Raw genomic sequence first — 20,928 nt, 5'->3', positions numbered from 1 at the left:
TGGTCCTCCCAGTGGTGTCGGTCAGCCCGGTCATGCCGCGCCCTCCGCAATTGACGGGTGGCGATAGATCAGGCAGGGCTCTCCCAATAGCTCTGTTTCCTGTTCGACCACCGCGCCGAGTCGGTCTGCCAGCGCCCGAGAGCGCAGGTTGTCGGGGTGGATCTGGCTGATCAGCCGGTCCAGCCCAAGGTCGTGTGCCGCATGGGCCCGGATCGCCACCGCCGCTTCGGCCACCAGTCCGCGCCCTTCACCGGCGGCAAAGGCATGCCAGCCGATTTCGGGTTCCGGCCAGCTGACGTGGTTGAGCAGCCCGACACGCCCCACGGCCTGCCCGGTCGCTTTCTCCTCAAGCGTCCAGAAGCCATAGCCGTGCCACATCCAGTGCCCGATCGCCCGGCAGAAGGCGCCCCAGACGTCGAAATCGCGCGTCACCGGGCCGCCGATGTATTTCGTCCGTTCGGCATCCTTGTGAAATTCGGCGACGATCGGGAAATCCCGCGCCTCGGGGCCGCGCAGCACCAGCCGCTCGGTCTCAAGCCGGGGGACGGGGATGTCGTGGACGGGCATGGTCAGGGGCTGGGTCATGCGTAGGCCTCCGCCCCGCCATTCACCAGATCCTGCGGGCCGGGGTGGCGGTAGACATGCAGGTGCCCAAGACGCGGATGGTCAAACTCGGCGTCCTTCACGGCGCCAAGACGCGTGGCGACGGCGGCGGATCCCGTGTTGGCGGGGGCCACCAGCGAAATCACGGTGTCCCAGCCCAGAATGTCATAGGCATAGGCGCGGGCGGCTTCGGCGGCTTCGGTCGCATAGCCCTTGCCCTCGGCACCGTCGAACAGGTCCCAGCCGATCTCCGGCTCGGGCCAGCCTTCGGGGTTCCAGATGCCGACCATGCCAAGCGCGTCGTCCGTCGCGCGATCCGCGACGATCCAGCGGCCATAGCCCAGCAGCTGCCAATGCCCGGCCTCGGTCGCCAGCTGCCGCCACGCGCGTTCACGGTCCAGCGGGCCGCCGATGAAACGGGCGCGGTCCGAGGCGTAGAAGGCCGCGAACACGTCGAAATCCCGCTGCTCGGGCGCGCGCAGGGTCAGCCGTTCGGTGGTGAGAACCGGGATCGTCATGACAGCCCCTCAAGCAGCTTCTTGCCCGCGAGCGTCCGGGGCACATGCCGCCAGATGCGGAATTCGCCGGCCATCTCGTGCGCAAAGGTGCCTTCGGCCCGCGCGCCCAGCTTCTGGACCAGACGCACCGAGGCCTCGTTGCCCGGATCGACGAGCGAGATGATCGAGGGCCATTTCTGATCGGTGAAGAGCCAGTCCAGCACGCCGCGCGCGGCCTCTTCGGCGATGCCGCGCCCTTCGGCCCCTTCGATCAGGTTCCACGACAGTTCCCGTTCGGGCCAGCCGCGCGGAAACCAGGGGCCGACAAGGCCATAGGCTTCGCCGGTTTCACGGTCCATCACCGCAAACAGGCCATAGCCGCGCAGGTGCCAGTGCCCGATGATGGTCGCGACGGACCACCAGGTCGCCTCCTCGTCCGGATGATGATCGAGAAACTGCGGAGCACCCGGCACGAGGAACATTTCCTGTGCGTTGAACTCCGGGCTGGCGGGGGACACCAGACGCAGCCGCTCGGTCTCGATCACCGGGGAAGGGGGCGTCGCGACGATCATTTCTTCTTGCCGAACCCGCTCAGACCCGGGGGCAGGGCGCCACCGCCCAGACCGGGAAGGCCGGGCATCTTGCCCATGGCACCGGATTTCTGCATCTGCTTGGCCGCCTGTTCGATGGCACGGCTGTCCATCTTGGACGGATCAAAGCCTTCGGGCACATCGCCGCCCTTGCCGAACATGCCCTTCATGGCCTGTTTCAGCATGCCGCCCTTGCCCATCTTCTTCATCATGTCCGACATCTGCCGGTGCATCTTGAGCAGCTTGTTGAGGTCGGCGACCTCCATCCCCGACCCGGCGGCGATCCGTTTCTTGCGCGAGGCCTGCAGCAGTTGGGGATTGGCGCGTTCCATCTTGGTCATCGACTGGATCAGCGCGATCTGCCGCGTGATCACCTTGTCGTCGAACCCGGCTTCCTTGGCCTGACCGGCCAGTTTGCCCATGCCCGGCATCATGCCCATGATGCCTTCCATGCCGCCCATCTTCTGCATCTGTTCCAGCTGCATCCGCAGGTCGTTCATGTTGAAGCGACCCTTCTGGAACCGCTTCATCATCTTCTCGGCCTGTTCGGCCTCGATCGTGGCCTGCGCCTTCTCGACCAGGGCCACGATGTCGCCCATGCCAAGGATGCGGCCCGCGATCCGGTCCGGCTCGAACGTCTCGATGGCGTCCATCTTTTCGCCAAGGCCGACGAACTTGATGGGCTTACCGGTCACGGCACGCATCGACAGCGCGGCACCGCCACGCCCGTCACCGTCCATCCGGGTGAGGACCACGCCGGTCACGCCGATCTTGTCGTCGAACTCGGTCGCGACGTTCACCGCGTCCTGGCCGGTCAGGCCGTCGACCACCAGAAGCGTCTCGCGCGGGTTGGCCACGTCGCGCACGGCGGCGGCCTGGGCGATCAGCTCCTGATCGATGTGCAGACGACCCGCGGTGTCGAGCATGTAGACGTCATACCCACCAAGCGCCGCCTGCGTCTTGGCCCGCTTGGCAATCGCCACGGGATCCTCGCCCTTGACGATCGGCAGGGTGTCCACGCCGATCTGGCGGCCGAGGATTTCCAGCTGTTCCATCGCGGCCGGGCGGTTCACGTCCAAGGACGCCATGAGGACGCGCTTGCCCTCTTTTTCCTTCAGCCGCTTCGCCAGCTTGGCGGTGGTCGTCGTCTTGCCCGAGCCCTGCAGACCGACCATCAGGATCGGTGCGGGCGGGTTGTCGATCTTCAGTTTGCCGGGATCCGCGTCCGGATCACCCGCCAGCACGCCGACCAATTCGTCATGCACGATCTTCACGACCTGCTGGCCGGGCGTGATCGACTTGGTCACCGCCTGGCCCGTGGCCTTGTCCTGCACCGCCTTGACGAAATCGCGGGCCACCGGCAGCGACACGTCGGCCTCAAGCAGGGCAACACGCACTTCGCGCAGCGCGGTCTTGACGTCCTCGTCGCTCAGCGCGCCCTGCTTGGTCAGCCGGTCGAAGACACCAGAGAGGCGTTCGGATAGATTTTCAAACATGCCTCGGCCCTCCTGCGACCTTTTCCAGACAATGCCCCTGATGTGGTCAGGAACGGTTCAAAGCACAAGCGCACCAGTGGGCGCGACGCGCTGACTGGTGGCGATCCCCGCAATACGGCAAGGGACCGGAATCAACATAGACTCCGGGTATTGAGGGGGCGTTTAGGCGCCAGACACCTTGCTGTCAAGGAAAGCGGGGGCCGTCGGACCCTCAAGACTGTCTTCTTCTGGTCCCAAATACCTCGGGGGGAGGCCGCAGGCCGGGGGGCAGAGCCCCCTCGACGCCGCTCAAAGATCGCGGATCTCGGCCTGGATCGCCGCTGCCGCAGCACGCGGGTCGTCCGCCGTCCAGACAGGCCGCCCGACGACGATGTGATCCGCGCCGTCGCCGATCGCCGAGGCGGGCGTTGCCACGCGTTTCTGATCGCCAAGCGCCGCTCCGGCGGGCCGCACGCCCGGGGTCACGATCAGCCGACCGTCGGAATTGCCAAGCGCGCGCACTGCAGCGGCCTCCTGCGGGGAACAGATGATGCCGTCGGCCCCGGCCTCGAATGCGCGTGATGCGCGTTCGATCACCAGGTCGCGCGGCGTGCCGGGGATCATCAGGCCGTCATCCAGATCTGCCCGATCCAGCGAGGTCAGGATCGTCACGCCAAGGATTTTGGTGTTCGATCCCGCCGCACCCTCCTTGGCCGCACGCACCACGTGCGGATCGCCGTGCACCGTCAGGAAGTCGATGTCGAACTGCACCAGCCCGCGCACGGCCGCTTCGACCGTGGCGCCGATGTCGAACAGCTTCATGTCGAGGAAGATACGCTTGCCGTGATCCTGCTTGAGCTCATTGGCCAGCGCCAGTCCGCCGCCGGTCAGCATCCCCAAACCGATCTTGTAGAAGCTGACCGCGTCACCCAGGCGCTCGGCCAGCGCCAGCCCGTCCAGAGCATTCGGGACGTCGAGCGCGACGATAAGCTTGTCCGAGGGGGTGGTCATGGCGTCTCTCCCGCTGTGGTGCACCCCGACATAGGCCGGGTCGGCACATAAGGAAAGCGGCGAAAGGGAAGGCCGGGCCAAAGGAAAGGCCGGGAAGGATCGCGGATCGGGCAGCGCGCCGCGATCCCTCCCGACCTCTTCCGCTAACCCGACAGGCGGGCGCGGGGCCGATCCGCCCTAAGGGACAGGGTGGCGGACCGGAAGGGGTGTCTCAGGCCGCGTGGCCGAGCATCCGTTGCCACAGCGCGTCCGTGGCCGAGGTGATCTCGGCGGGCACATGGGCAAGGATGTTGTCGGGCCGCTGCGAATGCATCGGGCGATAGTCGCGGCTGTGCCGACGCAGGGCCATTTCGGCCAGTTTGCGGGTCACGACGCCGCTGTCCATGTCGAGAGGTCCGCGCAGGGCGCAGGGATAGGTGTATTCCGTCCCGTTCTCGCGCAGGGTGACGCGGGCCTCGAATGCCCGGCTCGCGGGGTTGTAGGTGACGTGGTTGATCTGGGTGGTCGTCATGGGACCCTCCTGACTGCTACGATGTCCCCAATCTGGGGTGCCTTGCAGTAAAAACCCAATCACGGTGCAAAGAGTTCCGTAGAATCCCGCTCAAATCCGTCGCGATCGGCTTGAACCCGCCGATTGCCGACCCCACATCCAGATCAAGGTTCCGGGCCGCATGCCTATATAGGGTGTGTCCATAGGGAACGCTTGTCAGAAGGAGAGAGCCATGGACTTGAGCAAGTTCACGGAACGGTCGCGCGGTTTCATCCAGGCCGCACAGACCATCGCGATTCGCGAAAACCACCAGCGCCTTGTGCCCGAGCACATCCTGAAGGCCCTGCTGGATGACCCCGAAGGACTGGCCAGCAACCTGATCGCCAAGGCGGGCGGGAATGCGAAGGCCGTGAAACAGGCCGTAGATGCGGCGCTGGCCAAGATCCCCGTCGTCACCGGCGGCAGCGATCAGGTCTACATGGACAACGCCACCGTGCGGGTCGTCGCCGAGGCCGAGAAGGTCGCCGCCAAGGCCAAGGACAGCTTTGTGCCGGTCGAACGGCTGCTGACCGCGCTTGCGCTGGTCAAATCCGCCGCCAAGGACGCGCTGGAGACCGGCGGTGTGTCGGCCCAGAAGCTGAACGAGGCGATCAACGACGTGCGCAAGGGACGGACTGCGGATAGCGCCAATGCCGAGGAGACATTCGAGGCGTTGGAGAAATACGCCCGCGACCTGACCAAGGCCGCCGAGGAAGGCAAGATCGACCCGATCATCGGGCGCGACGACGAAATCCGTCGCTCGATGCAGGTTCTGTCGCGTCGGACCAAGAACAACCCCGTGCTGATTGGTGAACCCGGCGTCGGTAAGACCGCGATTGCCGAGGGCATGGCCCTGCGCATCATCAACGGCGATGTGCCCGAAAGCCTGAAGAACAAGAAGCTTCTGGCGCTGGACATGGGCGCCCTGATCGCCGGTGCGAAATATCGGGGTGAGTTCGAGGAACGCCTGAAGGCCATCCTGAAGGAGATCGAGTCCGCCGCCGGGGAGATCATCCTGTTCATCGACGAGATGCACACGCTCGTAGGGGCCGGGAAGACCGACGGCGCAATGGATGCGGCCAACCTGATCAAGCCTGCGCTGGCCCGGGGGGAGCTGCACTGCATCGGCGCGACCACGCTGGATGAATACCGCAAATACGTCGAAAAGGACGCGGCCCTGGCCCGCCGGTTCCAGCCTGTCATGGTTGAAGAGCCGACGGTGGAGGACACGATTTCCATCCTGCGCGGCATCAAGGAGAAGTACGAACTGCACCACGGCGTGCGGATCTCGGACTCGGCCCTCGTGGCTGCGGCGACCCTGTCGAACCGCTACATCACCGACCGCTTCCTGCCCGACAAGGCGATCGACCTTGTCGACGAGGCCGCGAGCCGTCTGCGGATGGAAGTGGACAGCAAGCCCGAGGAGCTGGACCAGCTTGACCGGCAGATCCTGCAGATGCAGATCGAGGTCGAGGCGCTGAAGCTTGAGGACGACGCGGCATCCAAGGATCGGCTGGAAAAGCAGGAACTGGCCCTGGCCGACCTGCAGGAAAAGTCGGCCGAGATGACCGCCAAGTGGCAGGCCGAGCGCGACAAGCTGGGCGAGGCACGCGACATCAAGGAACAGCTGGACCGCGCCCGCGCGGATCTGGAAATCGCGAAGCGTCACGGTGATCTCGCCAAGGCGGGTGAGCTGTCCTACGGCATCATCCCGCAGCTGGAAAAACAGCTGGGCGAGGCCGAACAGCAGGAAGCCGATGGCGTCATGGTCGAAGAGGCCGTCCGTCCGGAGCAGATCGCCCAGGTGGTCGAACGCTGGACGGGTATCCCGACGACCAAGATGCTGGAGGGCGAGCGCGAGAAGCTGCTGCGCATGGAAGACGGGTTGCACAAGCGGGTCATCGGCCAGAACGCCGCCGTCCGCGCGGTCGCCAACGCCGTCCGCCGTGCGCGGGCCGGTTTGAACGACGAGAACCGGCCGCTTGGCTCGTTCCTCTTCCTCGGGCCGACCGGCGTGGGCAAGACCGAGCTGACCAAGGCCGTGGCGGAGTTCCTGTTCGACGACGACTCTGCGATGGTGCGGATTGATATGTCCGAGTTCATGGAGAAGCATTCGGTCGCGCGTCTGATTGGCGCCCCTCCGGGATACGTCGGCTATGACGAAGGCGGTGTGCTGACCGAAGCCGTGCGGCGCCGGCCCTATCAGGTCGTGCTGTTCGACGAGGTCGAGAAGGCGCATCCGGATGTCTTCAACGTGCTGCTGCAGGTCCTGGACGACGGCGTGCTGACCGACGGTCAGGGTCGCACCGTGGACTTCAAGCAGACGCTGATCATCCTGACGTCGAACCTTGGCGCGCAGGCGCTGAGCCAACTGCCCGACGGCGCCGATGCCGGCGCGGCCAAGCGCGACGTGATGGATGCGGTGAAGGCGCATTTCCGTCCCGAATTCCTCAACCGTCTGGACGAGATCATCGTCTTCGACCGGCTGGGACGGGCGGACATGGGCGGCATCGTCGAGATCCAGCTGTCGCGGCTGCTGAAGCGGCTGGCGGGGCGCAACATCCGGATCGAACTGGATGACGCGGCCAAGAAATGGCTGGCTGACGAAGGCTATGATCCGGTCTTTGGCGCACGTCCGCTCAAGCGGGTGATCCAGAAGGCGATCCAGGATCCGCTGGCCGAGGCGCTTTTGGGCGGTGAGATCAAGGATGGCGACACCGTGCCGGTCTCTGCCGGATCCGAAGGCCTGATCATCGGCGACCGGGTCGGGACCACCGACCGGGGCAAGCCGGATGATGCGGTCGTGCACTGACCCGACACGGTCACGGGAAAATCGGAAGGGGCGATGCAGATCGCCCCTTTTCTATTGCGCGGATAAGGCATTCAGATGGGGCACGCGCCTGTCGCGCGGTTTCATGGTGACACATGCCCATTATTCTCAAAGACAAGATCAAACCTGTCGCGGCCCGGTTGTACCCGGCACATGGCGACTGGTCGCTGGATATCGACTTTGCCCCTTTTGACGTTGAGGTCGACGGCAAGTTCGAGCGGTTCGAATATCCGTTTCGCGGTGAAGCGGTCGAGCTGAAGACCGACGACCCGATGGTCTTCGTCGGTCAGACGCTGGATTTCCCGCGCAATCCCGAGGACGGCTATATCGACGGATCGGTCTATTTCCACCACGCGCACAACCCGGTCGACATCACCCGGCTGACCTTTGCGCAGGACGCGGGCGGGTCGCTGCGGCTGGCGGTCGACAGCACCTGGGTGATGAGCTTTGAGCAGTCCGACTTCGAAGATTTCGACCTGTCCTTCGAGGTGCCGCTGACGATCTCACGCAAGTGAAGATCCAAGGCAGTTGGCAAGAAAACGGCCCGCCGGATGTCTCCGACGGGCCTGTTCAGATCCGTGAGTGAGTTGGACGAGACCGGATCTGAAATCCGTCTTACATCGCGGGCATCAGCACCTTGTCGATGACGTGGATCACCCCGTTCGAGGCTTCGATGTCCGGCGTCACGACGGTGGCATCGTTGATCATCACCTTGTCACCCAGATCGACGGTGATCTCGCCGCCCTGAACGGTGGCGGCGGTCATGTCGTCGCTCAGGTCGGTGGATTTCACTGCGCCCGGGACCACGTGATAGGTCAGGATCGCGGTCAGCTGGTCCTTGTTTTCCGGCAGCAGCAGCGTGTCGACGGTGCCTTCGGGCAGGGCTGCAAAGGCGTCGTCGGTCGGGGCGAAGACGGTCAGCGGGCCTTCGCCCTTCAGCGTCTCGACAAGGCCCGCGGCTTCGGCGGCGGCCAGCAGGGTCGAGAACGATCCGGCCTCGGCTGCCGTGTCGACGATGTCTTTCTTCATGCCGTGGGATTCGGCGAGGGCAGGCCCGGCGATCAGGGTGGCGGCGGTGAGCGAAAGAAGGGTTCTGCGAAGCATTGGTCTCTCCAGGTTTTTGAAGAATGCCGTCAGTGGCATCGCAAGGGCTACGCCGCCCCCTTGGCGGTGGATCACGTTCAAATTTCCGTAGGGTCAGCTTGATTTTCGCGAGGCCGAATTAGCCGGGCCGAACAGGCCTGCGACGTAACGGGGACGTGATCGGCGGATGGTGATACGCTGGTGATCCGGGCCGCGATGTCACGGCCGTGTCAGGCGCTGGAACGTGATCGCCACGTCGCGTGTTGATCATCGAAGACCGAAGGAAACCCCATGAAGACCCTGACGATCCCGATCATGCTGACCGCCTTTGCCGTGGCGGCCTGCCAGCCGCTTCTGGCGCCCGACACACCCGACCAGATCCCGCAGGTGATGCAGGGCAGGTGGGGTCTGACCGAAAACGACTGTGACCCGACGCGCGACGACAACAAGGGGCTGATGGTCGTGGGTCCGGATACCCTTCGCTTCTACGAAGCCCGCGCGACCCTGACGCAGATCACCGGCGGCGACAGTACGCGCCTTCAGGCCGACTATGCCTTTACCGGTGAAGGCCAAAGCTGGACGCGGCAGATCACCTTTGAATCCCAGGATGGCGGCATGATCCTGCTGCGCACCGATCAGGGTGACGGCGCCACGGGGGACACCTATCGCTATCTCGACTGCGAGGCGGTCTGAGCACGGCGTTGGACAGTGCCGTGCATCGGCGCTATCACCCGGATCAACACGACTTCCGGAAGGCCTGCCCATGACATCCGCGCTTGATACCGCCCGCGCCGTTCTGACCACGGAAAGCGCGGCGCTGGCCCAGCTGGCCTCGGAACTGACCGAGGATTTTGCCGATGTCGTCGACACGCTGCTGAAGGTGCCGGGCCGCGTGATCGTGTCGGGCATGGGTAAGTCGGGCCATGTGGCGGCCAAGATCGCGGCGACGCTGGCCTCGACCGGGACGCCGGCGCAGTTCGTCCACCCGGGCGAAGCCAGCCACGGGGACCTGGGCATGATCACCCGCTCGGACGCGGTGATCCTGATCTCGAACTCGGGCGAGTCGAAGGAACTGGCCGATATCATCGCCCATACCCGCCGCTTCGACATTCCCCTGATCGGCGTGACCAAACGTGCCGACAGCACGCTGTCCAAGCAATCCGACCACCTGCTGCAACTGTCCGACGCGCCCGAAGCCTGCGCCATCGGCATGGCGCCCACGACCTCGACCACGCTGACAATGGCGCTTGGCGATGCGCTGGCCGTGGCGCTGATGAAGGCGCGCGGGTTCGAACGTGCGGATTACCAGACCTTCCATCCCGGCGGCACGCTTGGCGCGCAACTTCTGACCGTGGCTGCGGTGATGCACAAGGCCGACGCCCTGCCGGTCGTCACCCCCGCAACCCCCATGGGCGACACCCTGCTTGAGATGTCGGCCAAGGGCTTTGGCGTCGTGGCCGTGGCCGAGGACGGGGTGCTGCGTGGCATCATCACCGACGGCGACTTGCGGCGGAACCTCAAGGGCCTGCTGGATCACACCGCCGGAGAGGTCGCCACCGCCAACCCGCGCACGATCCCCGCCGATATCCTTCTGGTCGACGCGCTTGGCATCATGAACGACAACCGGATCTCGGCGCTCTTTGCCGTGGATGCCGAGGGGCGGCTGGAAGGGCTGATCCATATCCACGATGCCTTGCGCCTGGGGGTGAAATGACCATGAGCACCGTCGTCTTCATCCCCGCCCGCTATGCCTCGACCCGCTATCCGGGCAAGCCGCTGGTCGAACTGACCGGCGCTACGGGTGAGAAAAAAAGCCTGATCCAGAGGTCATGGGAGGCGGCGAAGGCCGTGGATGGCATCGACGCCGTCTATGTCCTGACCGACGATGACCGCATCCGCGCGGCAGCAGAGGCCTTTGGGGCCGAGGTCATCATGACTTCGTCTGACGCACGCAACGGCACGGAACGCTGTGCCGAAGGCGTCGCGAAACTGGCCCAGATGCCCGAGATCGTGGTGAACCTGCAGGGCGACGCGCCGCTGACGCCCGCGTGGTTCGTCTCGGACCTCGTCGCGCATATGAAGGCGCATCCGCAGGCACAGATGGCGACCCCGGTGCTGCTGACCGACGCGGAAACGCTGGCCAATTTCGTCACCGACCGGAAAGTGGGCCGCGTCGGCGGCACCACGGCGGTGATGCGCGCGGACGGTACGGCGATCTATTTCTCGAAAGAAGTGCTGCCGTATGTCGGATCGCTCGAAACCCCTCCGCAGGTCTGGCACCACGTTGGTTGCTATGCCTATCGGCCCGACGCGCTGACCGCCTATGCCGCCTGGCCCGAGGGCCCGCTGGAAAAGGCCGAAGGGTTGGAACAGCTGCGGTTCCTGGAAAACGGCTGGCCGGTCGCCTGCGTGGCGGTCGAGGGCAAGGGCCGCGTGTTCTGGGAGCTTAACAACCCCGTCGATGTCGACCGCATCGAGGGCGTCCTGAAGAAGGAAGGTATCGCATGAAGACCGTGAAGATCGGAGATTTCGAGGTTTCGAACGCGCTCCCCTACATGCTGATCGCGGGCCCCTGCCAGATGGAGAGCCTGGACCACGCCCGCATGTTGGCCGAAAAGATCGCCGCCGCCGCTGATGCCGCGAAGCGCCCCTGGGTGTTCAAGGCCAGCTACGACAAGGCGAACCGGTCGTCCCTGTCGGGCAAGCGCGGGCTGGGGATGGAGAAGGGTCTGCAGATCCTTGGCGATATCCGGGCAGAATTCGGCTGCCCGGTGCTGACCGACGTGCACGAACCCGGCCATTGCGCCCCTGCGGCCGAGGTCGTGGATATCCTTCAGATCCCCGCCTTCCTGTCACGCCAGACCGATCTGCTTCTGGCCGCCGGGGAAACCGGCAAGGTGATCAACATCAAGAAGGGCCAGTTCCTTGCGCCCTGGGACATGGAGAATGTCGCGGCCAAGGTCGCCTCGACCGGAAACGACAACATCCTGCTGTGCGAACGCGGCACGTCCTTTGGCTACAACACGCTGGTGTCGGATTTCCGCGCGCTGCCGACCATGGCCGCAACGGGCTATCCGGTTGTCTTCGACGCCACCCATTCGGTGCAGCAGCCGGGCGGCAAGGGCACCTCGACCGGCGGGCAGCGTGAATTCGTCGAACCCCTGTCCCGCGCCGCCGTCGCCGTCGGCACCGCCGCGCTGTTCATCGAAACCCACGAAGACCCCGACAACGCCCCCTCCGACGGGCCCAACATGGTCCCGATCGAAGATCTGGCGCGCCTGCTGAAGGGGCTTGCGGCGATCGACGATCTGACCAAGGGTCTTTGATCGCCTTGACCGTCCATTAAAAAAGGGGCCCGCGGGGGCCCCTTTTTCGCGTCGTCTGTCCGGATCAGGCGACGGTATCCAGCGTGAAGCTGTCCCAGGCGCTCCAGTCCGATCCGTCGTTCACACGCAGCCACATGGTCTGCGAACTTTCGACTTGATCACGAGTGAACCAGATGCCGTCGAGATCGCTGGTCACGTAGCCTGACTTGGCATTGACTACGGCACCGTCCGCATACCAATTGTTGTTCCCGGCGCTGTCATAGATCTCGTACGACGTGATGGCATCACCATCCGCATCCGAGACACTGATGACAGTGCTCAGTTTCTTCCATTGGTATTCGCTTAGCGAGATCGACTGATCATCGACGGCGACCACAGGCTTGACGTTGGTAGCAGGCGCCGCAGCCGTGGTAAGCGTGAAGCTTTCCCAGGCGCTCCAATCATCGCCGTCATTGGCACGGACCCAAAGTGTCTGCGTGGATTCGACCGCATCGCGTTTGAAGTAGATGTCACTGAGGTTGGACGTCTGGTACCCGGTCGAGGCATCCCGCAACGCGCCGTCGGCCCACCAGTTGTGTCCACCGACGCTGTCATAGACTTCGTAAGTGGTGATGCTATCGCCTTCGTCTGGATCTTCCACCGTCATCACCGAGCTAAGCGAAACCCACTGATATTGGTCCAGTCTGACGGTCTGGTTTTCAATCGTGACAGTTGGCTTTGTGTTCACCACAGGTGCGGGCGCAGTGGTCAGAGAGAAACTCTCCCAAGCGCTCCAATCAGTGCCATCGTTGACGCGGACCCACAGCGTTTGGGTCGATTCAGCCGCATCGCGCGTGAACCAGATGCCATCAAGGTTCGAAGTCTGATAGCCTGCGCTCGCATCGCGCAGCGCGCCATCGACCCACCAGTTGTTGCCGCCGACGCTGTCGTAGACTTCATAGGTGGTGATCGCGTCATTCTCGTCGTCCGTCACGTCGAGAAGTGTATTGAGCTGGATCCACGCGTACTGGTCCAACCGGATCGTCTGATTGGCGATATCGGTAATGACTGGAGCAGTATTCGGCTTGAATGTCGTGAGTGTGAAAGACCCCCATTCGCCCCATTCTGTGCCGTCGAACGCACGAACTTCCAAAGTCTGTTGCGATGGCGCGTCGTCACGCTGGAAGTAGATGCCCGCAAGGTTCGCCGTCTCATAGCCTGATGACGTGTCGCGAACGGCGCCATCGACGTACCAGTTATTGCCCCCAGTCGTGTCGCGGACTTCGTACCGCGTCATGCTGTCGCCGTCCTCATCGGTAATCGACAGTACGGTGTTCAGCTGGGTCCAGCGGTAGGCCGCTGTCGACATCGTCTGATCAGCGACAGAGGTCACGGGCTTGCTGTTGTCCTGCACCGTATTGAGCGTGAAGCTTGTCCATTCGCTCCAATACGTCCCGTCAAAGACCCGAACTTCCAGATCCTGCGTCGACGGCGTGGCGTCGCGTTTGAAATAGATGTCGGAAAGGTTGCTGGTCACGTAGCCCGCAGAGGTGTCCCGCGTGGCTCCATCGGCGTACCAGTTGCTCGCCCCCGTGGTGTCACGCAGCTCGTACTGGGTGATCGAACTGTTGGCGTCATCGTAGACTGTCATGACGGTGCTGAGCTGCCGCCACTGGTAGTCTCTGACGTTCATCGTCTGATCTGGGATCGCCACGATCGGATCAAAGTTGATCGCCGCCAGATCCGCTGTGGTCACGCCCGCCAAGGTGATCGACAGGCCTACGCCAAAGTCGACCTTCACGCCGTCGGCGGTGTCCACGGCGGCAGCGAGGGCGTTGTAGATCTCGACATCCGTCAGCCCGGTGGCGTCCAGGTCGATCTCGTCTTCCGCGTAGTTGAAGTTCCGGATGATGTCGTCGCCGTCGTTGGCGCTGAAGATGAACAGGTCGTTGCCGTCGCCGCCTTCCAGCGTGTCGTTGCCGGCGCCGCCGATCAGCGTGTCGTTGCCGTCGCGACCTTCCAGGCGGTTGGCCTCGGCATCGCCCGTCAGGCTGTCGTCCATCCAGGTGCCGCGGACGCGTTCGATGTTCGTCAGGTTCTGGGAAAAGGCGACGCCGTTGTATTCGCCGGTGGCCGTGCCGACGCTTTGGGTCAGATCGACGACCACGCCCGCCGTCATGCCGCCGGTGTGATAGTTCACGCGGTCGAAGCCATCGCCGCCGTCGACAGTATCGTTGCCGCCCCGGGTCACGAAGCTTTCGTCGGCCGCGCTGCCCGCCAGGCTGTCGTTCCCAGATCCGACGGCGATTTCCCAGATCGTGCCGTTCACGGTGTCGGTGAACCCGTCCTGCTGGATGATCCCGGTGGCCAAGTTTGCCGTGACCGCGCTGTCGCTGGTCCCGTAGTTCAGCTTCAGGGCGCCATTGCCGGTGACGTTGATCGTGTCGTTACCGCCATAGGGGTCGAACTCGGCCCACTGTTCGCTGTCGAAGTGGATGGTGAAGGTATCGCCCTGGCTGGTGCCCCGGACACCCAAGCCGCCATTGTACCACCCCGCATCCAGCGCGTTCTTGACGTTGATAATCGTGTCGGTGCCATCGGCGCCTGCATTGATCGATCCGGTGTTGGCAACGCCGTCGATCGATACTGTCAGGGGGCCGCTGACGAATTCGTTGCCGATGTCGACATAGCCGTTCACGATGTTCGACAGGTCTATCGTGTCGTTGCCGCGACCGCCGTCGACATAGTCGTAGCTCGAGTTTTCGCCCGGGTTGATGTAGTCATCGCCCGAACCGCCGAAGATCTCGTCCGATCCGTCGCCGCCGCTTAGCGTGTCGTTGCCCGCGTTGCCGGTGATCGTGTCGTTGCCGTCTTCACCCTCAAGCCGGTTGGCGTCGGCATTGCCGATCAGGGTGTCGTTGAGATCGGTGCCGCGGATGGCTTCGATATTCGTCAGGTTCTGGGAAAACCCGACCGTCTGCCATTCGCCGGTCACCGTTCCGGTCGCAAGGTTCAGGTTCGCGGTGATCCCCGCGCTCATCCCGCCGCGATCATAGCGCACGCGGTCAAAGCCGCCGCCGCCGTCGACGGTGTCGGCCCCGCCTTCGGTGATGAAGGATTCATTGCCCGACGTGCCGAGGAAACTGTCGGCAAGGCTGGTGCCCCGGACTTCCCAGACCGTGCCGGTGACCGTGTCGGTGTCGGATCCCTGCTGGATCTGGCCGGTGACGAGGTTCGCGATGATCGCGCCATCGCCTTCGTCATAGCCCAGTCGGACCGATCCCGATCCGGTGATGTTGATGCTGTCGCTTCCGCCGCCACCCCAGACCTGGATCCACTGGCCGCCCGCGAGGTTGATGTTGAAGGTATCGTCCTGGTCGGTGCCCTCGACCGACAGGCCGTCCGCCCAGAGCGCGTTCGTCACGTTGATGATCGTGTCGGTGCCCTGGGCGCCCGCCGCGATCGACCCGGTGTTGCCGACGCCGTCGATGGAGATGGTGGCCGCGACCGTGCGACCGCCGTTCGCGATGTCGACAAATCCGGTCGAGACGTTGCTGAGATCGAAGGTGTTGTTGCCGGTGCCGCCGTCGAGGTAATCGTAGTCGGTGTTGTCGTCGGGGTTCAGGTAGTCGTCGCCCGACCCGCCGAACAGGAAGTCGGTGCCGGCGCCGCCATAGAGCGTGTCGTTGCCGCCATGGCCGAACAGGCTGTCGTTGCCGTCGCGCCCTTCCAGCCGTTCATCGGCCGAACTGCCGTCGACCTGGTCGTTCAGGTTCGAGCCACGGATGTATTCGATGCTGGTCAGGTTGTCGGAATAGGCGACACCGTTCCATTCATAGCTGACCGTGTTGGTCGTCTGGCTCAGGTCGGCGGTGATGCCGGTTGTCATCTGCCAGCGGTCATAGCGTACCCTGTCGAACCCGGCGCCGCCGTCCACGGTGTCGTTGCCGCCCTGCGTGATGAAGCGGTCGTTCTCGGCCGACCCCAGCAGGGAGTCGTTGCCGTCCCCGGCCTGCAGTTCGTTGACGCGGCCGCTCGCAGTGTCGGTGTAGCCATCCTGCGTGATCGTGCCCGCGTTCAGGTCCGCGACGACGGCGCCGCTGCTGTAATTGTAGGCCAGCCGGATGAAGCCCGACAGGGTGAAGCTGTCGTTGCCGGCCCCGCCTGCCACCAGCATCCACTGGTTGCCGCCGATCGACAGGTTGAAGGTGTCGTCGCCATCCGTCCCGAAGAGACCGAAGTTTTCATAATCCAGCGGCACGTCGACATTGAGGAGCGTGTCGGTGCCTTCGCCCGCCGACGTCACGGTCCCGGTCCCGGCCACACCATCAAGCGTAACGCTGATCGGGCCGTTCAGATCGTCGTAGGAGGCTTCGTAGTATCCCGACGTCGCCCCGGCAAAGTTGATCGTGTCGTTGCCCAGTCCGCCCTGGATGAAATCGGCGTTGTCCGTAGCGCTGGGATTGATGCTGTCATCGCCCGATCCGCCGTACAGCTGGTCTGACCCGCCCTCACCGCTGAGGGTGTCATTCCCGGCGCCGCCGAAGATCCGGTCGTCGCCCGAGGTTCCGGTGATATTGTTGCCAAGATTATCGCCATAGAAATCGGCCATTGTCGAAATCTCCCCCAATAGATGTCGATTAGATGTTTGCGTGATAAACCAAATTAACTCCTTTCTACGAAAGGCGTTGTCTTTGCGTCAAGATTCCAATTGCAGAAATGGATTTGCTCCGGGCAATGTCCCGGTCTCAACCGGTCTCAACCGGTCTCAGCCGGTCGTCGACAGGATCGCGACGAAGGGCTGTGTGTATGCGGCCAGTGGCAGCCGCAGATTCAACGTAAATGATGGACGAAGGTTGGCGCGTCCGCCGCGCCCTACTCGGCCCCGATGGCGGCTTTGACGATACCGTCCAGCAGCGCCTCGATCTTCTGCATCTCGCCTTCGGGATAGCTGCGGAAGCCGATGATGGTTTCGTCCGGGGTGTCGTGACGGACCGCGACGAAAATCGTGTAGGGGCAGAACATCAGGTTCTGCCAGTCGGCCTCCATCACCTCGCGCGACAGCTTGGCCGAACAGAAGGAATAGACGTCGGCCTCGTCGAAGATCACCACGTCCGACCCGACATCGGCGCGGGTCCGTTCCAGCATCTCGCCGGTGTGGCTGACATGATCGATCACCAGGCCTTCGTCGAGGATCGCGTTTTCCAGTCCGAAGGTGACGTCATCAAAGCTTTGGTCCGTGGTGTAGGTCACCATGTCCCGGGCCAGGCCGGGCGTGGCCGCAAGGCAAAGGGAAAGGGCCAGGGCAAACGGGCGGCGTGTCGTCATGGTGTTACCTCCTCGGGGCAGATGCGGTTTGTCTTGCCGCGTGATCACTATACCTCCAATCTGGCGCGGACACGACATGTGACACATCGCACCGAAGGAATATGAAATGGGGTTCGTCGGATCGGCGCTTGAATACCTGGCGCTGCTTTTCTTGCTGGTCATCGGCCTTGTGGCGGCCACGACGATCGTGCTGTTCATCCTGGACAGGACACAGACCAACGACGCGATCCGGCGCAATTACCCGGTGATCGGGCGGTTCCGGTACCTGTTCTCGACCCTGGGGGAATTCTTCCGTCAGTACTTCTTCGCGATGGACCGCGAGGAAATGCCGTTCAACCGGGCGCAGCGCGACTGGATCTACCATTCGGCGGACGGCAAGGGAAACACCGTGGCCTTCGGGTCCACGCGCAACCTGTCGATCCCGGGCACGCCGATCTTCGTCAACGCATCCTTCCCGCCGCTGGACGACCAGGCGGCGATGACCCGGCCGCTGACCATCGGGCCCTATTGCAAGGAGCCCTACGATGCGCCGTCGATCTTCAACATCTCGGGCATGAGCTATGGCGCGATTTCCCGCCCCGCGGTCGAGGCGCTGAGCCGCGGCGCAAAGCTGGCCAACATCTGGCTGAACACCGGGGAAGGGGGGCTGTCGCCCTATCACCTGACCGGCGGTTGCGACATCGTCTACCAGATCGGCACGGCGAAATACGGCGTGCGCGACGAACACGGCAACCTGAGCGACGACAAGCTGCGCGAGATGGCGGAAAAGCCGGAAGTGAAGATGTTCGAGCTGAAGATGGCGCAGGGGGCCAAACCCGGCAAGGGGGGTATCCTGCCCGGTGAAAAGGTGAACGCCGAAATCGCCGCGATCCGGGGGATCGCCGTGGGGCAGGACAGCATCTCTCCGAACCGGCACCCCGAGATCCGCAATTTCGCCGAGCTGCTGGACCAGATCGCCCACATCCGCCGTGTCACCGGCAAGCCCGTGGGCTTCAAGACCGTCATCGGATCGTCCGACACCTTCGAGGCGCTGTTCCAGCAGATCCTTGAACGCGGCGCGATCCACGCCCCCGACTTCATCACCATCGACGGCGGCGAAGGCGGCACCGGCGCCGCGCCCATGCCGCTGATCGACCTGGTGGGCATGCCCCTGCGCGAGGCCCTGCTGCGCGTTGCCGACCTGCGCGACCGGTTCGGCCTGCACGACCGCATCCGGATCATCGCCAGCGGCAAGCTGGTGAACCCGTCCGACGTGGCCTGGGCGATCTGCGCGGGCGCGGATTTCGTCACCTCGGCGCGGGGGTTCATGTTCTCGCTTGGCTGTATCCAGGCGCTCAAGTGCAACAAGAACACCTGCCCGACCGGCATCACCACGCACCAGAAGCACCTGCAGCGCGGGCTGGTGGCGGAACAGAAGTACAAGAAGGTCGCCAACTTCGCCAAGCAGATCAACAAGGAGGTCGAGACGATCGCCCATTCGGTCGGCGTCAACGAACCTCGCCGGATGCGCCGCCATCACGTCCGGGTGGTGCAGGCCAATGGTGAAAGCGTCCTTCTGTCGAAGCTGCGTCCGCCGACCGATGCGGGCGACGTGAACAAGGCGCATATCTAGGGGCGCGGCCCCGGAAATGTTACAGGCGGTGCCAATCCGGTGATCTGGCGCATCGTGATGTAACCTTTTGCCGGTCTGCTGCGTACCTGTAACAAAGACACACAGCGGAGGCCCCCATGGCACCTATCTGGAAAAGCCGGTTCAAGGACAACGACGTCACGCCCGAGGACATGTACCTCAACCGACGTCAGCTGATCGCGGGGGCCGCCGGTCTGGGCCTGGGCTCTATCGCCGGGCCCGCCCTGGCCGCGCCCGAGGGGCTCGAGCCGAACCCCTACGAGGACATCACCAACTATAACAACTACTACGAGTTCGGGACGTCCAAGACCGACCCCGCCAAGTACGCGGGTGCGCTGACCACCGAACCCTGGACCGTCAAGATCGACGGCATGGTCGACAACCCCGGCGACTACCAGCTTGAGGACATCATCGCCAACGCCCAGATCGAGGAACGGATCTACCGCTTCCGCTGCGTCGAGGCCTGGTCGATGGTCATCCCCTGGAACGGTTTCACCCTGGCCAGCCTGCTTGAGCGTGCGGGCGTGCAGTCCGGCGCGAAACACGTGGCCTTTGAAACGGTCATGCGCCCCGAGGAAATGCCGGGCCTGCGCTACCCCGTGCTCGACTGGCCCTACCGCGAAGGCCTGCGCCTGGACGAGGCGATGCATCCGCTGACCCTGATGGCGACCGGCATCTACGGCAAGGACCTGCTGGGCCAGAACGGCGCGCCGCTGCGGCTGGTCGTGCCGTGGAAGTACGGCTTCAAGTCCATCAAGTCGATCGTGCGCATCACCCTGCAGACCGACGAACCCTTCATATCGTGGAAGGATGCCAACGTGCAGGAGTACGGGTTCTATTCCAACGTGAACCCCGAGGTCAGCCACCCGCGCTGGTCGCAGGCCACCGAACGGGTGATCGGGTCGGGTCTGTTCGGGTCGCGGCGCGAGACCGACATGTTCAATGGCTACGCCGAAGAGGTCGCCAGCCTCTACGACGGTCTGGACCTCAAGAAGAACTTCTAAGCCATGACTGATACAGCCGCGACACCCGGCCTGCGGGACCGTGCCATTCAGGCCGTCAACCAGACCGCCCGAAAGATCCCGGCCTGGCCTCTCTATATACTGGGGGCCGTGCCGCCGGTCTGGCTGTTCATTGCCGGGCTCACCGGCGGGCTGGGGGTCGACCCGGTGAAGGCGATGGAACACCAGATGGGGGAATGGGCGCTCTGGCTGCTGATCGCCAGCCTCTGCATCACGCCCCTGCGCCGCTTCGCCGGGGTGAACCTGCTCAAGTTCCGGCGCGCCATCGGGCTGCTCGCCTTCTTCTATATAATGGGGCACCTTCTGATCTGGCTGGTTCTCGACGTGCAGATCCCGTCGCAGATCTGGGCCGACATCCTCAAGCGTCCCTATATCACCATCGGCATGGGGGCCTTCGTTCTGCTGATCCCGCTGGCGCTGACCTCGAACAACTGGTCGATCCGCAAGCTCGGGCCCAGGTGGCGGCAACTGCACAAGCTTGTCTATGTCTCCGTGGTGCTGGGGGCGCTGCACTTCATCCTCCTGGTGAAGGGCTTCCAGATCGAGCCGCTGATCTACATGGCCGCGATCCTCGGGCTGCTTGCCCTGCGTCTGCCGGTCTTCCGGCGCCGCTAAGGCCCCAAGCCCGGTCCCGATCGAAACGCCCGCGCCTGTCGCGGGCGTTTTCGTGTCTCACGGGGTGACTCGCCTGAATCGGCCCGTCCGACTCGCGTGAATCGGGTTCCCCAAGGGAAGAGTCGGACCGGATTCTGGCCCCTCTTGGGGGTAACCCTGTGGGTAACCCAAAATCTGGGGGGTGCTCACGCAAAGGAGAGGCCAAGTGAGCCTTGGTTAACGCTCACATCAAGAAAAAATACTGCCTTAAGTGTCTGTTTATAAACGGCTATCCACTTTTTTGAAAAAAAGATGACGGTTCCCGCAGAAAAGCCCTTGCGGACCCCGGCCCCCATCCGTAAATACCCCCTCACCGGCGGCGCTGAGGCGCACAACGGGACGCCAGACGGAACGACGGAGCGAGGCTCTGA

At 63.9% G+C, this 20,928-nt stretch carries 19 protein-coding genes; 9 read left to right on the top strand and 10 right to left on the bottom strand.

The genetic code is table 11. From position 1 onward, the window contains the following. Positions 1–30: 30 nt before the first annotated feature. The 6 genes from E4S58_RS07990 to E4S58_RS07965 form a co-directional block, all read right to left on the bottom strand. Positions 31–585, bottom strand: coding sequence for a GNAT family N-acetyltransferase (locus E4S58_RS07990; RefSeq protein ID WP_136635891.1), 555 nt, complete (start codon positions 583–585; stop codon positions 31–33). Next, complete coding sequence (locus tag E4S58_RS07985; RefSeq protein WP_136635890.1) at positions 582–1,121, bottom strand: GNAT family N-acetyltransferase; 540 nt, start codon at positions 1,119–1,121, stop codon at positions 582–584. The genes E4S58_RS07990 and E4S58_RS07985 overlap by 4 nt, the downstream gene beginning before the upstream one ends. After that, entirely contained in the window at positions 1,118–1,672 is a 555-nt protein-coding gene (locus E4S58_RS07980) for a GNAT family N-acetyltransferase (RefSeq protein ID WP_136635889.1), read from the bottom strand. Before E4S58_RS07980 ends, E4S58_RS07985 begins: the two co-directional genes overlap by 4 nt. Further along, complete coding sequence (ffh, locus tag E4S58_RS07975) at positions 1,669–3,186, bottom strand: signal recognition particle protein (protein ID WP_136635888.1); 1,518 nt, start codon at positions 3,184–3,186, stop codon at positions 1,669–1,671. The genes E4S58_RS07980 and ffh overlap by 4 nt, the downstream gene beginning before the upstream one ends. A 288-nt stretch (positions 3,187–3,474) precedes the next feature. Next, the gene (gene pyrF, locus E4S58_RS07970; protein WP_136635887.1) at positions 3,475–4,176 is read right to left on the bottom strand and encodes an orotidine-5'-phosphate decarboxylase; all 702 of its coding nucleotides are present in this window, start codon (positions 4,174–4,176) and stop codon (positions 3,475–3,477) included. 211 nt (positions 4,177–4,387) lie between these two features. Beyond that, on the bottom strand, positions 4,388–4,687 hold the full coding sequence (locus E4S58_RS07965) for a hypothetical protein (protein ID WP_136635886.1): 300 nt from the start codon (positions 4,685–4,687) through the stop codon (positions 4,388–4,390). 211 nt (positions 4,688–4,898) lie between these two features. On the opposite strand from E4S58_RS07965, the gene clpB reads away from it, so the two are divergent. Both clpB and E4S58_RS07955 read left to right on the top strand, forming a co-directional pair. Next, the gene (gene clpB / locus E4S58_RS07960) at positions 4,899–7,517 is read left to right on the top strand and encodes an ATP-dependent chaperone ClpB (RefSeq protein ID WP_136635885.1); all 2,619 of its coding nucleotides are present in this window, start codon (positions 4,899–4,901) and stop codon (positions 7,515–7,517) included. A gap of 113 nt (positions 7,518–7,630) precedes the next feature. Then, positions 7,631–8,050: a hypothetical protein gene (locus E4S58_RS07955; RefSeq protein WP_136635884.1), complete on the top strand. Its 420-nt coding sequence runs from the start codon at positions 7,631–7,633 to the stop codon at positions 8,048–8,050. A gap of 100 nt (positions 8,051–8,150) precedes the next feature. Here E4S58_RS07955 and E4S58_RS07950 read toward each other — a convergent pair whose 3' ends face one another. Beyond that, positions 8,151–8,639 (bottom strand): fasciclin domain-containing protein, encoded by a 489-nt coding sequence (locus E4S58_RS07950; RefSeq protein ID WP_136635883.1) that lies wholly within the window; start codon positions 8,637–8,639, stop codon positions 8,151–8,153. Between the two features lie 270 nt (positions 8,640–8,909). Between E4S58_RS07950 and E4S58_RS07945 the strand changes: the two genes are divergently transcribed. The 4 genes from E4S58_RS07945 (at position 8,910) to kdsA (ending at position 11,944) form a co-directional block, all read left to right on the top strand. Further along, positions 8,910–9,311, top strand: a complete 402-nt coding sequence (locus E4S58_RS07945; protein ID WP_136635882.1) for a hypothetical protein — start codon at positions 8,910–8,912, stop codon at positions 9,309–9,311. Positions 9,312–9,381: 70 nt separating this feature from the next. Beyond that, positions 9,382–10,332, top strand: coding sequence for a KpsF/GutQ family sugar-phosphate isomerase (locus E4S58_RS07940; RefSeq protein WP_136635881.1), 951 nt, complete (start codon positions 9,382–9,384; stop codon positions 10,330–10,332). A gap of 2 nt (positions 10,333–10,334) precedes the next feature. Beyond that, positions 10,335–11,126: a 3-deoxy-manno-octulosonate cytidylyltransferase gene (locus E4S58_RS07935; RefSeq protein ID WP_136636791.1), complete on the top strand. Its 792-nt coding sequence runs from the start codon at positions 10,335–10,337 to the stop codon at positions 11,124–11,126. Beyond that, positions 11,123–11,944, top strand: coding sequence for a 3-deoxy-8-phosphooctulonate synthase (kdsA, locus tag E4S58_RS07930; protein ID WP_136635880.1), 822 nt, complete (start codon positions 11,123–11,125; stop codon positions 11,942–11,944). The genes E4S58_RS07935 and kdsA overlap by 4 nt, the downstream gene beginning before the upstream one ends. A gap of 64 nt (positions 11,945–12,008) precedes the next feature. On the opposite strand, the gene E4S58_RS07925 is transcribed toward kdsA, so the two are convergent. Both E4S58_RS07925 and E4S58_RS07920 read right to left on the bottom strand, forming a co-directional pair. Continuing rightward, the gene (locus tag E4S58_RS07925; protein WP_136635879.1) at positions 12,009–16,535 is read right to left on the bottom strand and encodes a beta strand repeat-containing protein; all 4,527 of its coding nucleotides are present in this window, start codon (positions 16,533–16,535) and stop codon (positions 12,009–12,011) included. Positions 16,536–16,798: 263 nt separating this feature from the next. Next, entirely contained in the window at positions 16,799–17,251 is a 453-nt protein-coding gene (locus tag E4S58_RS07920) for a DUF302 domain-containing protein (RefSeq protein ID WP_240789506.1), read from the bottom strand. Positions 17,252–17,357: 106 nt separating this feature from the next. Here E4S58_RS07920 and E4S58_RS07915 point away from each other — a divergent pair, with 106 nt between their 5' ends. The 3 genes from E4S58_RS07915 (at position 17,358) to msrQ (ending at position 20,518) form a co-directional block, all read left to right on the top strand. Beyond that, a complete protein-coding gene (locus tag E4S58_RS07915; RefSeq protein WP_136635878.1) occupies positions 17,358–18,863 on the top strand; it encodes an FMN-binding glutamate synthase family protein in 1,506 nt (501 codons plus the stop codon). Positions 18,864–18,979: 116 nt separating this feature from the next. Next, positions 18,980–19,885, top strand: a complete 906-nt coding sequence (msrP, locus tag E4S58_RS07910; RefSeq protein ID WP_136635877.1) for a protein-methionine-sulfoxide reductase catalytic subunit MsrP — start codon at positions 18,980–18,982, stop codon at positions 19,883–19,885. A 3-nt stretch (positions 19,886–19,888) separates the two neighbouring features. Continuing rightward, positions 19,889–20,518, top strand: coding sequence for a protein-methionine-sulfoxide reductase heme-binding subunit MsrQ (gene msrQ / locus E4S58_RS07905; protein ID WP_136635876.1), 630 nt, complete (start codon positions 19,889–19,891; stop codon positions 20,516–20,518). A gap of 185 nt (positions 20,519–20,703) precedes the next feature. Here the strand turns inward: msrQ and E4S58_RS17970 are convergent. Beyond that, positions 20,704–20,928, bottom strand: a 225-nt coding sequence (locus E4S58_RS17970; RefSeq protein WP_205965369.1) for a hypothetical protein, incomplete at its 5' end; no start/stop codon positions are given.

The sequence above is a fragment of the Pseudooceanicola onchidii genome, from assembly GCF_004959925.1.
GTDB classification, from domain to species: domain Bacteria; phylum Pseudomonadota; class Alphaproteobacteria; order Rhodobacterales; family Rhodobacteraceae; genus Pseudooceanicola; species Pseudooceanicola onchidii.
Note: the sequence above shows the minus strand (reverse complement) of the source record. Positions and strands in the feature narration are given on the sequence as shown.

Excerpts from the sequence above, each read along its gene's own strand:
- E4S58_RS07990 (WP_136635891.1), bottom strand. The coding sequence starts at position 585 with ATGACCCAGCCCCTGACCATGCCCGTCCACGACATCCCCGTCCCCCGG.
- E4S58_RS07985 (WP_136635890.1), bottom strand. The coding sequence starts at position 1,121 with ATGACGATCCCGGTTCTCACCACCGAACGGCTGACCCTGCGCGCGCCC.
- E4S58_RS07980 (WP_136635889.1), bottom strand. The coding sequence starts at position 1,672 with ATGATCGTCGCGACGCCCCCTTCCCCGGTGATCGAGACCGAGCGGCTG.
- ffh (WP_136635888.1), bottom strand. The coding sequence starts at position 3,186 with ATGTTTGAAAATCTATCCGAACGCCTCTCTGGTGTCTTCGACCGGCTG.
- pyrF (WP_136635887.1), bottom strand. The coding sequence starts at position 4,176 with ATGACCACCCCCTCGGACAAGCTTATCGTCGCGCTCGACGTCCCGAAT.
- E4S58_RS07965 (WP_136635886.1), bottom strand. The coding sequence starts at position 4,687 with ATGACGACCACCCAGATCAACCACGTCACCTACAACCCCGCGAGCCGG.
- clpB (WP_136635885.1), top strand. The coding sequence starts at position 4,899 with ATGGACTTGAGCAAGTTCACGGAACGGTCGCGCGGTTTCATCCAGGCC.
- E4S58_RS07955 (WP_136635884.1), top strand. The coding sequence starts at position 7,631 with ATGCCCATTATTCTCAAAGACAAGATCAAACCTGTCGCGGCCCGGTTG.
- E4S58_RS07950 (WP_136635883.1), bottom strand. The coding sequence starts at position 8,639 with ATGCTTCGCAGAACCCTTCTTTCGCTCACCGCCGCCACCCTGATCGCC.
- E4S58_RS07945 (WP_136635882.1), top strand. The coding sequence starts at position 8,910 with ATGAAGACCCTGACGATCCCGATCATGCTGACCGCCTTTGCCGTGGCG.
- E4S58_RS07940 (WP_136635881.1), top strand. The coding sequence starts at position 9,382 with ATGACATCCGCGCTTGATACCGCCCGCGCCGTTCTGACCACGGAAAGC.
- E4S58_RS07935 (WP_136636791.1), top strand. The coding sequence starts at position 10,335 with ATGAGCACCGTCGTCTTCATCCCCGCCCGCTATGCCTCGACCCGCTAT.
- kdsA (WP_136635880.1), top strand. The coding sequence starts at position 11,123 with ATGAAGACCGTGAAGATCGGAGATTTCGAGGTTTCGAACGCGCTCCCC.
- E4S58_RS07925 (WP_136635879.1), bottom strand. The coding sequence starts at position 16,535 with ATGGCCGATTTCTATGGCGATAATCTTGGCAACAATATCACCGGAACC.
- E4S58_RS07920 (WP_240789506.1), bottom strand. The coding sequence starts at position 17,251 with ATGACGACACGCCGCCCGTTTGCCCTGGCCCTTTCCCTTTGCCTTGCG.
- E4S58_RS07915 (WP_136635878.1), top strand. The coding sequence starts at position 17,358 with ATGGGGTTCGTCGGATCGGCGCTTGAATACCTGGCGCTGCTTTTCTTG.
- msrP (WP_136635877.1), top strand. The coding sequence starts at position 18,980 with ATGGCACCTATCTGGAAAAGCCGGTTCAAGGACAACGACGTCACGCCC.
- msrQ (WP_136635876.1), top strand. The coding sequence starts at position 19,889 with ATGACTGATACAGCCGCGACACCCGGCCTGCGGGACCGTGCCATTCAG.